General features: G+C 33.2%; 12 protein-coding genes. 7 read left to right on the top strand and 5 right to left on the bottom strand.

Annotation, left to right across the window (positions count from 1 at the left end; all coding sequences use genetic code 11):
* Positions 1–21 precede the first annotated feature (21 nt).
* Positions 22–948, top strand: coding sequence for an outer membrane beta-barrel protein (locus tag FJOH_RS06810; RefSeq protein ID WP_012023391.1), 927 nt, complete (start codon positions 22–24; stop codon positions 946–948).
* A 98-nt stretch (positions 949–1,046) separates the two neighbouring features.
* Here FJOH_RS06810 and FJOH_RS06815 read toward each other — a convergent pair whose 3' ends face one another.
* From FJOH_RS06815 to FJOH_RS06830, 4 genes are all read right to left on the bottom strand, one after another.
* A complete protein-coding gene (locus FJOH_RS06815; protein WP_012023392.1) occupies positions 1,047–2,042 on the bottom strand; it encodes a Gfo/Idh/MocA family protein in 996 nt (331 codons plus the stop codon).
* Between the two features lie 293 nt (positions 2,043–2,335).
* Complete coding sequence (locus FJOH_RS06820; RefSeq protein WP_012023393.1) at positions 2,336–4,438, bottom strand: prolyl oligopeptidase family serine peptidase; 2,103 nt, start codon at positions 4,436–4,438, stop codon at positions 2,336–2,338.
* 246 nt (positions 4,439–4,684) lie between these two features.
* Positions 4,685–6,892, bottom strand: a complete 2,208-nt coding sequence (locus FJOH_RS06825) for a TonB-dependent receptor (RefSeq protein ID WP_012023394.1) — start codon at positions 6,890–6,892, stop codon at positions 4,685–4,687.
* Positions 6,893–7,048: 156 nt separating this feature from the next.
* On the bottom strand, positions 7,049–7,399 hold the full coding sequence (locus tag FJOH_RS06830; protein WP_044047550.1) for a hypothetical protein: 351 nt from the start codon (positions 7,397–7,399) through the stop codon (positions 7,049–7,051).
* Between the two features lie 223 nt (positions 7,400–7,622).
* On the opposite strand from FJOH_RS06830, the gene FJOH_RS06835 reads away from it, so the two are divergent.
* Positions 7,623–8,330 (top strand): porin family protein, encoded by a 708-nt coding sequence (locus FJOH_RS06835; protein ID WP_012023396.1) that lies wholly within the window; start codon positions 7,623–7,625, stop codon positions 8,328–8,330.
* Here the strand turns inward: FJOH_RS06835 and FJOH_RS06840 are convergent.
* Positions 8,325–8,930 (bottom strand): hypothetical protein, encoded by a 606-nt coding sequence (locus tag FJOH_RS06840; RefSeq protein ID WP_012023397.1) that lies wholly within the window; start codon positions 8,928–8,930, stop codon positions 8,325–8,327. The genes FJOH_RS06835 and FJOH_RS06840 overlap by 6 nt on opposite strands.
* Positions 8,931–9,229: 299 nt before the next feature.
* Here FJOH_RS06840 and FJOH_RS06845 point away from each other — a divergent pair, with 299 nt between their 5' ends.
* From FJOH_RS06845 to FJOH_RS06865, 5 genes are all read left to right on the top strand, one after another.
* Complete coding sequence (locus FJOH_RS06845; RefSeq protein ID WP_012023398.1) at positions 9,230–11,698, top strand: bifunctional UDP-N-acetylmuramoyl-tripeptide:D-alanyl-D-alanine ligase/alanine racemase; 2,469 nt, start codon at positions 9,230–9,232, stop codon at positions 11,696–11,698.
* A 68-nt stretch (positions 11,699–11,766) separates the two neighbouring features.
* Positions 11,767–12,147, top strand: coding sequence for a large conductance mechanosensitive channel protein MscL (gene mscL, locus FJOH_RS06850; RefSeq protein ID WP_012023399.1), 381 nt, complete (start codon positions 11,767–11,769; stop codon positions 12,145–12,147).
* Positions 12,148–12,319: 172 nt separating this feature from the next.
* The gene (locus tag FJOH_RS06855; protein ID WP_012023400.1) at positions 12,320–13,309 is read left to right on the top strand and encodes an aspartate-semialdehyde dehydrogenase; all 990 of its coding nucleotides are present in this window, start codon (positions 12,320–12,322) and stop codon (positions 13,307–13,309) included.
* A gap of 172 nt (positions 13,310–13,481) precedes the next feature.
* Positions 13,482–14,321 carry an Imm26 family immunity protein gene (locus FJOH_RS06860; RefSeq protein WP_012023401.1) on the top strand — a complete coding sequence of 280 codons (840 nt, stop codon included), beginning with the start codon at positions 13,482–13,484 and terminating at the stop codon, positions 14,319–14,321.
* A 116-nt stretch (positions 14,322–14,437) separates the two neighbouring features.
* Complete coding sequence (locus tag FJOH_RS06865) at positions 14,438–14,839, top strand: immunity 22 family protein (RefSeq protein WP_012023402.1); 402 nt, start codon at positions 14,438–14,440, stop codon at positions 14,837–14,839.
* Positions 14,840–14,859: the final 20 nt, after the last annotated feature.

Genomic DNA, 14,859 nt, shown 5'->3' on the forward strand with positions numbered 1-14,859 from the left:
TAAATCAATTAAATCAGAATTATGAAAAAGAACCTATTTTTATTAGGACTATTAGTTTGCTCAATGACAGCTGTGGCGCAGACAGAAAAAGCAGAAAAACCAGAAAGCTGGTATTTCAAATTAGGAGGATCATATTTTAATCAGACTGCTTCAACTGAATTTCCAACTGTTGGAGGGCATGATGCAATGGATAGAACTTATGTAGGAGGAAAATTAGTATCTGAAAAAAGTGTTACTGGTTCTTTTGGACAAGGTTTTAGAACAGGAATCACTGCTGGTTACCGTTTTTCTACAAGAATTGGTTTTGAATTAGGTGTAAATTACTATACAAGTAATGATAAAAAGATGGCACAAACTACTTCGGATGTGCCTATCACTCCAGCTGGTGTGTATAGTTTTAAATCGGTAGGTCAAATTACTGCTTTTGATGTTGCTCCAGCCGTAGTAATGTTTTTAGGAGAACATAAAGGATTTGAGCCTTATACTAAAGTTGGTGTTTTAGTTCCAATTCATGGAGATTTAGAAATCACTTCAGATGCATATGCTCCAATTGCTTTTAGTCCAACAGGAACTCCAACTGCTTTTGGAAATGTTCACAGTGTTGATAAAGTAAAACCAAATCCAACTATTGGATTTACAGCAGCATTAGGTACAACTTATAAACTTACTTCACACCTTTCAGCTTTTGCAGAATTAGAGTACCGTAACTTTACTGTACATGGTAAAACAAAAGAAACAACTGAATTTACTGTAAACGGACAAGATGCTTTAGCTACCAGAACTACTGCTCAAATCCATACTAATTACAGAGACGGTTTAGATGTGAATTCAAACAATGCTGCAACAAATCCTAATGGAGTTAACAAAGATAAACCAATGGATGAGTTAAGCTCTTATGTAGGTATTTCAGGTTTAGGATTAACACTTGGAATTAAATACAGCCTTTAAATTTTATAGAAGTTTTTTAGTTTTTAGAAAAGAGGATATTCGTTAAGAATATCCTCTTTTTTTATGTGAGATTTCTTCTTTTTGGCGAAATACTATTGCTACGATTTAGATTCTCTAAACTCCTTTAAAACTTCATCAATAACCCAGGTTGTTCTTGCGCCGGAAATCCCTTTTGATGGAGAAGCACCTTCTTTACCTAAAAGCTCAGTAATGACAGTTTCTATAAAAGGCTGTTGAATATGAAGCGGATTTTCGATAGCAAGACTTTCTTTTTCTCCATTTGCATATTGAATATGAATTGGATCATTTCCAAAAGTAGAGAAAGAAATTTTTCCTTTATCGCCTACAATTTCAGTATTGTCATAACGTTCAAAGCTGGCAAAATTCCAAATTCCAGATCCATGGATTCCGTTTTCAAATAAAAACGACATTGAAACCGCATCTTCAGCCGGATATGCTTTTAACTGCGAAGTCGCATGTCCGCGAACAGATTTTATCGGACCTAAAACAAAATCAAGGAAATCTAAAGTATGGCAGGCCAAATCGACAAAAATCCCGCCGCCTGAAATATGAGGCAGAACCGTCCACGGAAGATTGATTTCATCGTCATAACGCTCTTCAAAAGGATGATATAAAACACAGTTTACATGTCGAATATTTCCTAATTTTCCCTGATCGATTATTTCTTTTATCTTTAAAAAACGGGGCAGAGCTCTTCTGTAATACGCAACAAACAAAGGAACATTATGTTCTTTGCAAACGCTGATCATTTCATTGCATTCTTCAAAAGTCAATGCCATAGGTTTTTCTACATAAACCGGTTTTCCGGCTTTGGCACATAAAATAGTATATTCTTTATGAGAAGAAGGAGGAGTAGCAATATAAACCGCATCAACTTCGGGATCGTTTATTAAATCAGCTGCGTTCGAATACCATTTCGGAACATTGTGGCGTTTGGCATAATCTTCGGCAAGTTTCGCATCTCTTCGCATCACAGCAACTAAAGCCGAGTTTGGTGCTTTCTGAAAAGCCGGTCCGCTTTTTACTTCGGTTACATTACCACAGCCTATAATTCCCCATTTTATAATTTTCATGGTTTAAGTTTTAAGTTTCTCAAATTTAAAAAAGGTTTGCCACGAATTACACGAATTTCCACGAATTTATTTTTTGAAGTTTTGCCACAGATTAAAGGATTTTCACAGATTAAAAAGTAAAAGCACAGTGGATAAATCATTTTAATCCTTTTAATCTGTGGCAAAAAAATTAGGATGCAGCTTTTAAAAATTTGAATTCGTGGAAATTCGTGTAATTCGTGGCAAAACAAAAAGCCACAAATTCACAAAAATAATTCGTGAATTCGTGGCTGAAAAAAACTTAGTTTAAAGTCTTACTTTTTAGGCAAAGCTTTAAAACCCATATTGTAAAGCGTGAAAGCCTGAATGTCTACATTTTCCTGAATTGTAGCTGCAACAGATTTTCCTGCACCATGACCTGCTTTTACATCAATTCTAATTAAAACCGGATTTTCTCCTGCTTGTTTGTCTTGTAATTCAGCAGCAAATTTAAAACTGTGAGCCGGAACAACACGATCATCATGATCTCCGGTTGTTACCATTGTTGCCGGATATTTTGTTCCCTTTTTAACGTTTTGAACAGGAGAATAACCTTTTAAGTATTCAAACATTTCCTTACTGTCCTGAGCAGTTCCGTAATCGTATGCCCAGCCCGCGCCAGCTGTAAAAGTATGGTAACGAAGCATATCCATAACACCAACTGCAGGCAGTGCTACCTTCATTAAATCTGGACGCTGTGTCATAGTTGCGCCAACCAATAAACCTCCGTTAGATCCTCCGCGAATAGCTAAATAATCAGATGAGGTATATTTTTGAGCAATTAAATATTCTGCAGCAGCGATAAAATCATCAAATACATTTTGCTTTTGAAGTTTTGTTCCTGCATCATGCCATTTCTTTCCATATTCACCGCCTCCTCTTAAATTGGCAACAGCATAAACTCCGCCGTTTTCCATCCAAACTGCATTAGCAATACTAAAACTTGGTGTTAAACTAATATTGAATCCACCGTAACCATAAAGAATAGTTGGATTTTTACCGTCTAATTTTGTTCCTTTTTTATACGTAATAATCATAGGAACTTTTGTACCGTCTTTTGAAGTATAGAAAACTTGTTTAGACTCGTAATCTTCACTTTTAAAATCAACTTTTGGTTTTTGATAAATTTCTGATTTTCCAGATTTTGGTTCAAAAGAAAAAATAGATCCCGGAGTTGTATAATTTGTAAAGCTGTAATACAAAATCTTTTCTTCTTTTTTAGCACCAAATCCGCCGGCAGTTCCAACGGCAGGAAGTTTGATTTCGCGGACTAATTTACCGTTGTAATCATATTGTAAAACCAATGAAACGGCATCTTTTGTATAGTTAGCAAAGAAATATCCGCCGCCTGTTGATGGAGATAAAACATTCTCTGTTTCTTTAATAAAATCTTTCCAGTTTTCCTGTTTTGGATTGCTGAAATCTACAGTAACCACTCTGCCGTTAGGAGCATTATAATCAGTGTGAATGAATAATTTTGTTCCTTCGTTTTCGATAATCGAATTGTCAGTATTAAAATTATCTACAATCGTAATAATTGGACTGTTTGGTGTTTTTAAATCTTTAATATACAGTTCGTTTCCGTAAGTAGAATTAGCAGCTGTAATTACTAAATAATGATTGTCTTCGGTAACATAACCGCCAACATATCTTCTTTTTTGATCGGCTCCAAAAATTACTTTATCTTCTTTTTGAGAAGTTCCTAACTTGTGGAAATACAATTTATGCTGATCTGTTTTGGCAGATAATTCACTTCCTTTTGGCTTATCATAACTAGAATAGTAGAAACCTTCATTTCCAAGCCACGAAATACCGCTGAATTTAACATCAACTAAAGTATCTTCTACAACTTTTTTAGACAATGCATCAATAATAATCACTTTTCTCCAGTCGCTTCCGCCTTCAGAAATTGCATAAGCAGCCTTACTTCCGTCTTTAGAAAAATCTAAACCGCCAAGAGAAGTAGTTCCGTCTTTAGAGAAAGTATTCGGATCAAGAAAAACTTCTTCTTTACCGCTTTGATCTTTTCTGTAAACAACAGATTGATTTTGAAGTCCGTTATTTTTATAGTAATACGTAAATTTTCCTTCTTTAAACGGAGCGCCTATTTTTTCATAGTTCCAAAGTTTTTCCATTCGTTTTTTAAGTTCCTCACGAAACGGAATTTTATCTAAATAACCATACGTTACTTCATTTTCAGCTTTTACCCAAGCACCTGTTTCAGCAGATTTATCATCTTCAAGCCAACGGTACGGATCGCTTACTTTAGTGTCAAAATATACATCGACAGTTTCACCTTTTTTGGTTTCGGGATATTTAATTTGTGCAAACGAAATTCCTGCGGTTGTAAGTGCCATTAATAAAAATGTTTTTTTCATAGTTAGTTTTTATCTGTTGTAACAAAAATAGCGCTTTTTGTGAGATTGTTGTGTTACTAACCGCAAAGAACGCAAAGAGTTTACGCAAAGCACGCAAAATTAATCTCGCAAAGACGCGGAGGCGCAAAGTTTTAAAATTTCTTTGCGGCTTGGCGTCTTTGCGAGAATCTTTTAATCGTCATTTTATAAAATAAAACTTAGCGAACCTTGCGTAATACTTTGCGCTCTTTGCGGTTAAATTTAAAATTATAAATTAAAATTAACTCCCAAAACGATGTTTCTTCCAATGTTCGGAATACCGTCAGTTTTTAATCTTGAAAGGTGTGCAATATATTTTTTGTCGAATAAATTGTTTCCGTTTAAGTTAATGTCAAAAGCAGTTTTTCCTAGTTTTACCGTTCCTCCAAAACCTAAATTTACCAAAGTATACCCTTTAGAAGCTGTTTCAAAACCGCTTACATTATCCTGGCTGAAAGTCGAAGAAACATTTAAAGAAGCAAAGCCTTCGCTTAACCAGTCTTTGATGTTAAATTCAGTTCTAAGCGTATTGTTCCAGTTGTTTGCCGGAATTAACGGCAGATAATCATCATTGTCTTTTTTACCTGTAACCGTTTCAAAACTGGTCTCAAAATGTAACCAGTCTAAAGGATGCGGGTGAAAGTGTAAACCAACTTCGCCACCATATAATTTTGCATTATCCTGAACATAAGCAAAAACATCATTATCCTCACGAACTTCTCCAGTTGGCGAAGTATAGATATAATTGTTTACGTGATTGTAAAATCCGTTTACAAAGAATTCAAAGTGCGTGTTTTTGTATTCTAAATTCAAATCAGTCTGAACGTTTTGTTCAGTTTTCAAATTAGCATTTCCAATTTCATAACGATTTGTTCCTTCGTGAACACCGTTTGAAGTTAATTCGGCTAAGTTTGGTGCTCTAAAACCAGTAGCAACATTTAAACGAAGCGTTAATGGTTCAGCTAATTTTGTTTTATATCCTAAAGAAGCATTAAAGCTGTCAAAAGATCTGTCAAGAGGAAGGAAATAACCTTCTTCGCCTTCAATTCCATGTGCTATTGAAGTAATATTTCGGTTGTCAAAACGCAGTCCAGCCTGAATAACACTGTTGTCCCATTCGTAATTTGCAGTTCCAAAAACTCCAAAATCGTTTGTTGTAGCATCTGGAATTAAATATTCTTCACCCGAATTTTTATTCGTTTGATGCATTCCCTGAACGCCTAAAATAGTTTCAATTTTTCCGAATTTTGGAAAATGATATTTTGCATTATAGTTGAAAGTATTCAATTTCATGTGAAGAGAAGCTTCGTTACTGTCTTCAAATTCGCTTCTGTCATTAGAGATATATCCTAAATCAACATCAAGTTTTGAGTTTTCAAAAAAGATAACATTGTTTAAACTCAATAAATGATTAAAAATTCCCTGTCTTGGAAACTGCGTGTCTTTGCTTGAAGACTGCTCAGCAATTCCATCTTCCGGAATTCCAATATCCAATTTATTGTAATTGTATCTCAAAACACTAGAAAAACTCGAATTGCTGTAGCCAATTCCGGTTTTAAAATCAGTTTCGTTGTAACGTGAATTAGTTACACGATCACCATCGGCAATTTTGTAATCTGAATGCGTGTTGTAACTTCCGCGAGCCAGAAATTTCCAGTTGTCTGTAGAAGTTTTTAAACCAATAGAAGAATTACTTCCTTGTGTATTTGTAAAATATTTTTGGCTGAAATTAGCTTTAAAAGTACCTGCATCAGCAAATTTTTCAGGATTAAAATATAAAACCCCTCCCAAAGCATCAGAGCCGTATAATAAAGATGCCGGACCTTTAATTACTTCAACACTTTCTATTCCGGCATCGTTTAAACCTAAACCATGTTCGTCTCCAAACTGCTGATTTTCGATACGAACGCCTTGAGAATAAACCAATACACGATTACCGCTTAATCCACGAATTACGGGTTTCCCAATAGAAGTTCCGGTAGAAATCTGTGCTACTCCGGGAATAGTTGCCAAACCTTCAATTAAAGTTGAAGTTCCTTTTTGCTGTAATGTTTTGATGCTTTCATGCTCAATTTTCATTACGTTTTGTGACTGCAGTTTATTGAAAGGAGTTGAAACCACAACTTCATCCATTTCCAGAATCGATTCTTCAAGAGTAATATCTAAAGTATTTTGCTTCAATAATTTTGCAATAGTTTTATTTTGATTGGCATATCCAACATAAGTAAAAGCAATTCGAAGACTTCCGTTTGGAAGATTGTTCAATTCGTATTTCCCGTTTGCATCTGTAGTGGTTCCTTTATGTAATTCAGGTGCATAAACTGAAACGCCCGGTAATGGATTATTTTGATTATCGGTTACAGTTCCTGAAACTGAATTTTGGGCAGAAAGCAAGCCCGAAAACCCTAAAACAAGGGCTATTATGAATTTTTTCATTTGAAAAATGTGCTATAGTTAAATTGATTTTTTTCTTTTAAATGAAATTAAAACCAACAGCAAAGCATTCTGATCCTGATTGATAAAAATAGGATTAGGAAACTCAATGTCGTTTTGAATTTAGTTTAAAAAGAAATGTGATTTTTTAATGGCGGTTTAAACTATAGCTGCCGGCGGCCCCCGAAGTAAATATGAAGGTCTTGAAATTGAAAAAATCTTTTCTGACAGTGGTAAAAAATAAGGAATCTGACTGTCAAAAGAATGAAATTGGAAAGAGAAACTTTCTGGAACAATAAAGGTTTCAAAAGCAAAATTACAAACAAAACATAGATCGTAATTGTGGTGCTGATGCGTTATTTCGCCATTTGGATCGTTATAATCGTGATGACATTGTTTTTCAGAAAGCTGTTTTACAATATGCTCATAACTGTGTATTGACTGAAACAATATCGAGAACAATACTGTTACAGCAAATGAGAAACTTAATATGAGCTGTTTTTTCTTCATCAACCACAAAGGTATAAAAGATCATACAATTACAAATCTATTTTTTAAATTCTGCTGCATAATCTTTGAAAAAACTTCAGTAAAACCAATTATTTGTAATCAAAAAAAGAATAATTACTTTCTAATCACATCCTGAACTAGCATTATATTATATTTGTAAGTGAAATAAATTGATTCTATAAAACGTTTATTTTGTAAAACCTCTTTTAAACTCAAAAAATCTATGCGATTAATTTTTAGCTGTTTGTTTTTAGTTTCATTTTTTAATGTTTTTGCACAGCAGGACGCAAAACCAGAAATAAAACCTATAGTTAAAATAGATTCTTTGTATAGAGAAGATCAGTTTTACTTTTCGGTAACGTATAATATGTTTACTGATATTCCTCAAAAATTTAAACAGAATAAATTCTCGCTTGGACTTTCGGGCGGTTTTCTTCGTGATATGCCAATCAACAAATCAAGAACAGTTGCTATTGCGGCCGGTTTAGGATTGAGCTATCAAAACTATTATCAAAATTTTGCAGTTTCAAAAGATGGAAACGGAACAATAGTTTATAATGTTGTTGATGCAGGAGAAATTGCTTCAAACCGATACAGACAATATTCTGTTGATCTTCCGATAGAATTTAGATGGCGTAATTCAACTTATGAAAGCACAAAATTCTGGAGAATCTATGCAGGAGTAAAATTGAGCTATTTATTCTCAAACTCTTCAATTTTAGATGACGGTGAGAATAAATATAAAATAAACAATAACTCCAATATTAATAAATTTCAATACGGTCCGTATCTTTCTGCAGGATACAATACATGGAATTTATATTTGTATTATGGTTTAAGTCCGCTGTTTAAAGACGGAACCACAACATTAAACGGAGAAAAAGTAAGCATGAAAACCCTAAATGCGGGATTAATTTTCTACATTTTATAACCACAAATACAAAAACAGCACCTGCGGTAAAACGCCCACAAACAATCCAATTAATAATTCTTTAGGAGTATGTGCATTCATTTCTAATCGTGATGAAGCCGTAATTCCGGACAATAAAATTAAAAGCGCTCCCCAATATGGATTATGTAACTGCAGATGAAGGTTTAACCCAACTGCAAAAATTGTAAAACCGCTTATTGCTGCCATGTGCAGACTTGCTTTGATTTTAAAAAGAGAAAGCACCAAGGCCAGAATAGTAGTAAATAAAGCACCCAGAAAAAAGAAATGAAGTTCTGGATAGCGCATAATCACAATACTTCTTTTTACCAGTAAAATATATAAAAAACATTGTAAAATAAGAGGAATACGGCGCTGCGAGTTCTCTGGCAGCATCATCGATTTTACATGACCTGTTGAGCGAAGAAGCATAAAAAATAATATTGGAACGATGATCGTTATGACCAATATTTGAAATAAAACAAAGTATTTTTCCTGGGTTGTAAAAATGTCATCCTTGCAATAAAGATAAAACAATGTTGCATACATCGATATAAAAATCGGATGAAGTATATAGGAGAATAGTGGAAGTATTTTTTTCAAAACGAATTATTTTGTGGTATTTAACAAATATAATAAATTAATGTTTTTTGCTGTGAATATTTAGTTTTCCGGCGCGAATTATACAAATTTCCACAAATTATTTATTTGTTGAATGCTTAAAAATTAGCCACAGATTAAAAGATTATCACAGATTAGAAATCATTTAAATCCTTTTAATCTGTGGCAAAAAATAAAAAATAATTTGTGGAAATTTGTGTAATTCGCGGCAAACTCTTTTTTATATCTAAAAATGAATTCGTGGCAAACCTTTTTTTAAATTTGACAAAAAGAATTTCTAAATGAGCATAAATTTAAAAAGCCTGATTCCGGTTTTAAATGCCGAGTGGACAGGCTCAGATACTGATATTTTTGTAGATCATATTTCGATCGACAGCCGTTCTTTACAAAACGGACCTCAAACATTGTTTATTGCTCTTTCGGGCGCGAATAATGACGCTCATTTATATATTGCCGAATTAATAGAAAAAGGCGTTCAGAATTTTGCAGTTCAGTATATACCAGAAAATGTAAAAGGAAAAGCCAATTTTTTTGTTGTAAAAAATACGCTGAAAGCATTACAGGAATTAGCAGCCTATTATCGTGATTTATTCGATTTCCCTATTATTGGTTTAACCGGAAGCAACGGAAAAACCATCGTAAAAGAATGGCTTAATTTTCTTTTAAGCCCTGATTATAATATTATCCGAAGCCCAAAAAGTTATAACTCACAAGTTGGTGTTCCGCTTTCTGTTATTGCTATAAATGAAAAACACAATTTAGGAATTTTTGAAGCCGGAATTTCAACGGTTAACGAAATGGTTAATCTTGAGAAAATTATCAAACCAAATATTGGAGTTTTAACCAATATAGGTTCTGCACACGATGAAGGATTTGAAAATCTGACTCAGAAAATCAACGAGAAATTACTGCTTTTCAAAAAGTCAGCAGTAATTATTTATCAAAAAAATGAATTGGTAGATAAATGTCTTTTAGACTTTTCTGCTCAATATCCGCTAGAAAACAGAGCCTTATTTTCATGGAGTTTTGCAGATGCCTCTGCAGATGTTTTTATTCTGAAAAAAGAAACCAAAAACGATTCAACCACAATAAAATATCAATATAAAGACGAAATTTTTAATTTAGAAATTCCGTTCAGCGATTCTGCTTCTATCGAAAATGCCATTTCATGTTTATTGGTTTTACTGCATTTTGAATATGATTTTACCATTATTCAAAACAGAATGGAAATGCTTTATCCAGTTGAAATGCGTCTTGAAGTTAAAAACGGAATCCACAATTGCAGTTTAATAGACGATAGTTACAGCTCCGATTTTCAATCGCTGAAAATCGCTTTAGATTTTCTGGAAAGCCAGAAAAAAAATGCTTCAAAAGCCGTTATACTATCAGATATTTTTCAAAGCGGATTTTCAAATGAAGAACTGTATTCAAAAGTAGCGCAGTTAATTTCAGATAATAAAATAAACCGTGTCATTGGAATTGGAACTACAATTTCATCTTTTCAAGATAAGTTTCCAAACAGTACGATGTTTCAAAACACGGCTGCATTTATCGCCGAAATTGAAAATTTGAATTTCAATAATGAAACCATATTGATAAAAGGCGCAAGATCATTTCAGTTTGAAGAAATTGTTTCACTGCTTGAAGAAAAAACGCATGAAACAGTTCTCGAAATCAATCTGGATGCTATAAATCACAATCTGAATTATTTTAAATCAAAACTGGCCGATGATGTAAAAATCATGGTTATGGTCAAGGCTTTTGGTTATGGAAACGGCGGACTCGAAATTGCAAAACTGCTCGAACATAATAAAGTAAATTATTTAGGTGTGGCTTTCGCCGATGAAGGAATTTCGCTGAAAAATGGCGGCATCAAACTGCCTATTATGGTTTTGAATCCAGAATCGACCAGCTTTCCTTCGATAATTCAATACAAACTTGAACCCGAAATTTACAGCATAAAAGGTTTAAATGCCTTTTTGAAAATAGCCAGAGAAAAGAACTTAAAAGATTTTCCTATTCATATAAAAGTCGATACAGGAATGCACCGTTTAGGTTTTGAGGATAATACGATCGACGAATTAATTGCGACTTTAAAAGGAAACTCAACCGTTCGTGTTCAAAGTATTTTATCGCATTTGGCAACGAGCGATGATCCGAAGCATTTTGATTTTGTAGAAAAACAAATAAGTTTATTCGAAAGGTTATCTTCAAAATTAATCTCAGAATTAAATATAAATCCAATCCGCCATATTTTAAACACTTCCGGAATCAGTAATTTCCCAGATGCACAATACAATATGGTGCGTTTAGGGATTGGTTTGTATGGCGTTTCCAACGATCCGGCCGAACAGAAATATCTGGAAAACGTAGGCACCTTAAAATCGATTATTTCGCAGGTTCGAACTATTCCGGCAGGTGACAGCGTTGGTTACGGACGCCGTTTTATGGCAGATAAAGAAACAAAAATTGCAACCATTCCAATTGGTTATGCAGACGGAATTTCGAGATTATGGGGCAATCAGATTGGTTTTGTAACCATCAAAAATCAAAAAGCCTATATCGTAGGAAGTGTTTGTATGGATATGTTAATGGTTGATGTAAGTCATATAGACTGCAAAGAAGGCGATTCGGTAATTATTTTCGGCGAAAGCCCAACGGTTATAGAAATGGCTGAAGCATTAAAAACCATTCCGTATGAAATAATGACCAGTATTTCGCAGCGTGTAAAACGAGTATTTTTTAGATAGAGTACCGAACTTTCAGGAAAATTGCGTATTTTCGATATTCAATTATTATAAACAAAAACAGATCAGATATGGGATTTTTTTCAGAATTTAAGGAATTTGCAATGAAAGGCAACGTGGTTGATCTTGCTGTCGGTGTAATCATTGGAGCTGCTTTTGGTAAAATCGTGAGCTCATTTATAGAAGATGTAATTACGCCGCTGTTATTGAAACCGGCTTTAGATGCTGCTAATTTATCAACTATTGAGCAGTTAACTGCTTTTGGAGGAGTAAAATACGGACTGTTTTTATCGGCTGTAATAAACTTTATAATTGTTGCATTTGTTTTATTTTTGATCATTAAAGCAATGAACCATGCTAAAAAGAAAGATGTTGCACCGCCACCGCCTCCAGCCGGACCAACTCAGGAAGAATTGCTTACACAAATTAGAGATTTATTAAAAAATAAATAAAAATATACCGCTGCACTAAGTCTAACTTAACCGCCTTCTAAAGAGGCGGTTTTTTTACAAATTGTTTAAAATACAACATTTTGTTATTTTTTGTGAATCACCTTGCCAAGACTTTTATTATACTTATTTTTGCGATATAAATTAGATTAATTGATTATTTAAAAATATAAAAATGAGAATTGCAGTTGTAGGTGCTACCGGAATGGTTGGCGAAGTAATGCTTAAAGTTTTAGCAGAAAGAAATTTTCCTGTTACGGAATTAATTCCTGTTGCATCAGAAAGATCAGTTGGAAAAGAAATCGAATACAAAGGAACCAAATATAAAGTAGTAGGATTACAAACAGCTGTTGATATGAAAGCTGATATCGCTGTTTTTTCTGCAGGAGGAGATACATCTTTAGAATGGGCTCCAAAATTTGCTGCTGCCGGAACAACTGTTATCGACAACTCATCTGCATGGAGAATGGATCCGACTAAAAAATTAGTGGTTCCGGAAATTAATGCCTCTGTATTAACAAAAGAAGATAAAATTATTGCAAACCCAAACTGTTCTACTATTCAAATGGTATTGGCTTTGGCTCCTTTGCATAGAAAATACAACATTAAAAGAATCATTGTTTCTACTTACCAATCAATTACTGGAACTGGTGTAAAAGCAGTTAAACAATTAGAAAACGAATACGCAGGAATTCAGGGTGATATGGCTTACAAATATCCAATTCACCGAAATGCAATTCCACACTGCGATAGTTTTGAGGATAACGGATACACTAAAGAAGAAATGAAATTAGTTCGCGAAACTCAAAAAATTCTTGGTGACAATACCATTAGAGTTACTGCTACTGCAGTTCGTGTACCAGTAGTAGGCGGACACAGCGAAGCTGTAAACGTTGAGTTTACAAATGATTTTGATGTAAGTGAAGTTCGTGAAATTTTACACAATACGGATGGAGTAGTAGTACAGGATAATTTAGATACCTTTACATACCCAATGCCATTATATGCAGAAGGTAAAAATGATGTTTTTGTTGGAAGAATCCGTCGTGATGAAAGCCAGCCAAACACATTAAACATGTGGATCGTTGCTGATAACTTAAGAAAAGGCGCTGCAACAAACACGATTCAAATCGCTGAATATTTAATTCAGGCTGGTTTGGTATAATTGAGAGATTAAATAAAATTGTTATAAAGAGAAAACCGTAATTGCAGTAATGTAATTACGGTTTTTTTGTGTTTTATAAATAGCTTATTTTGATAGTTTTATGACTTGTACTGTATAGTTCCAACTTTTATTCTTTTGTAATTTTAGCTTTTGTAGAATTAAATTCATTTAAATGAAAAAGAATAAAGACAATATAGAGTTTGGATGCTTCTCAATCTCATTACCTAATGAAATATCTGCCGTTTTTACAATATTTGAAGATCTGGCAGATTGTTTTCAAACGGAATTTCAATCTGAGGCTGTTTCTATTTTAAAAAAAGAATTAAAAGATATTTCTTTAAAGCCAAAACCAAATATTGATTATGAGAGTGACTATACACATATTGACAGTCGAAGTGCTGATACAATTTTTGAAGTAGCAAAAGTAATTTGTAATTTAACTTTTCGCGAAAAGTGTAAAATGCCTTCAGAAATAGAACTTGAAAATATTTATAATATACTTAAAAACTGGAAAAGACCCCCAAGCCAAAAATGGAGAGTAGGAGACATATTATCAATTCCTTTATTGGATAACACATTTGCATTTGGTCAAATAGTAGGAACTCATCTAACAAAAAGATGTCCAATTTTAGCATTATTTAATTTAAAGAAAGAAATTGAGCTTATTAGTCAAGATGAATTAAGAAACGTATTTCCGCTTGCAGTATATAATTCTAATCAAGATGAAATAGCTAATTATACTTTTAAAATTTTATATAATTATGAAATACTGGTAAGTCCTGATAGGGTAAAAAATAAGAATTCATCTGGTGGTGTTAGCCTTAAAGCTCTTGGAAATGTTTATTTTGGACTAGCACCGTGGAATGTTATGTACTTGGAGAATTATTTTGATAGTTATTTACTGCCAGAAATTGAAAGACCAAAAAATATCATTTGGTTAAATGAAGAAGAAAGAAATCAATACAGAAGAAAATATTTTAAAATTGATGAGAATAATAATCGTATCAAATAAGCCTCTTAATATAAAAGACTTTTGAGTATAATGTAACTACGGTTTTTTTGTGAGAAATATTTTGGTGATTGTACTTTTGAAATAATACTTTTGTTTTAATTATAAATCAATTTTTAATGAGAACAGAAATCTCCCATTTTTGGTTTGGAAAATTTAAATCAGAAGATGAATATTTTGATTTCATTGGTGAAGATGAAAATTATTATAGTGAAGATGACATAGAGGGAAAATATCTTTCTGAGTTTGCAAAATCACAAGATAGAAATCATTTAGATCATGATTTTATGGAAAGCGGCTTTGAAGATGAAAATATATTGTTCGAAGATAAATTTGAGAAATATTCTTATGCTTCAGAATGGATATTGACGGCAAAAGAAAAGTTAATTCAGCTAAATCAAAATATAGAAGAAATTAATACGGTTGTATTTATCTCAAAAGATCAGATTAAAAACCCTGTTTCGATAAATAATTCAAATTTCAATTTATTGTATATTGGTGAAATTGAATATGAAATTTGATTTTAAATAGATATCGGTTT

The sequence above is a fragment of the Flavobacterium johnsoniae UW101 genome, assembly GCF_000016645.1.
Taxonomy (GTDB): domain Bacteria; phylum Bacteroidota; class Bacteroidia; order Flavobacteriales; family Flavobacteriaceae; genus Flavobacterium; species Flavobacterium johnsoniae.

What these genes read in the sequence shown, in the direction of transcription:
- FJOH_RS06845 (WP_012023398.1), top strand. Translation starts at nt 9,230, where the DNA reads ATGAGCATAAATTTAAAAAGCCTGATTCCGGTTTTAAATGCCGAGTGG.
- mscL (WP_012023399.1), top strand. Translation starts at nt 11,767, where the DNA reads ATGGGATTTTTTTCAGAATTTAAGGAATTTGCAATGAAAGGCAACGTG.
- FJOH_RS06820 (WP_012023393.1), bottom strand. Translation starts at nt 4,438, where the DNA reads ATGAAAAAAACATTTTTATTAATGGCACTTACAACCGCAGGAATTTCG.
- FJOH_RS06815 (WP_012023392.1), bottom strand. Translation starts at nt 2,042, where the DNA reads ATGAAAATTATAAAATGGGGAATTATAGGCTGTGGTAATGTAACCGAA.
- FJOH_RS06860 (WP_012023401.1), top strand. Translation starts at nt 13,482, where the DNA reads ATGAAAAAGAATAAAGACAATATAGAGTTTGGATGCTTCTCAATCTCA.
- FJOH_RS06855 (WP_012023400.1), top strand. Translation starts at nt 12,320, where the DNA reads ATGAGAATTGCAGTTGTAGGTGCTACCGGAATGGTTGGCGAAGTAATG.
- FJOH_RS06835 (WP_012023396.1), top strand. Translation starts at nt 7,623, where the DNA reads ATGCGATTAATTTTTAGCTGTTTGTTTTTAGTTTCATTTTTTAATGTT.
- FJOH_RS06810 (WP_012023391.1), top strand. Translation starts at nt 22, where the DNA reads ATGAAAAAGAACCTATTTTTATTAGGACTATTAGTTTGCTCAATGACA.
- FJOH_RS06825 (WP_012023394.1), bottom strand. Translation starts at nt 6,892, where the DNA reads ATGAAAAAATTCATAATAGCCCTTGTTTTAGGGTTTTCGGGCTTGCTT.
- FJOH_RS06830 (WP_044047550.1), bottom strand. Translation starts at nt 7,399, where the DNA reads ATGAAGAAAAAACAGCTCATATTAAGTTTCTCATTTGCTGTAACAGTA.
- FJOH_RS06865 (WP_012023402.1), top strand. Translation starts at nt 14,438, where the DNA reads ATGAGAACAGAAATCTCCCATTTTTGGTTTGGAAAATTTAAATCAGAA.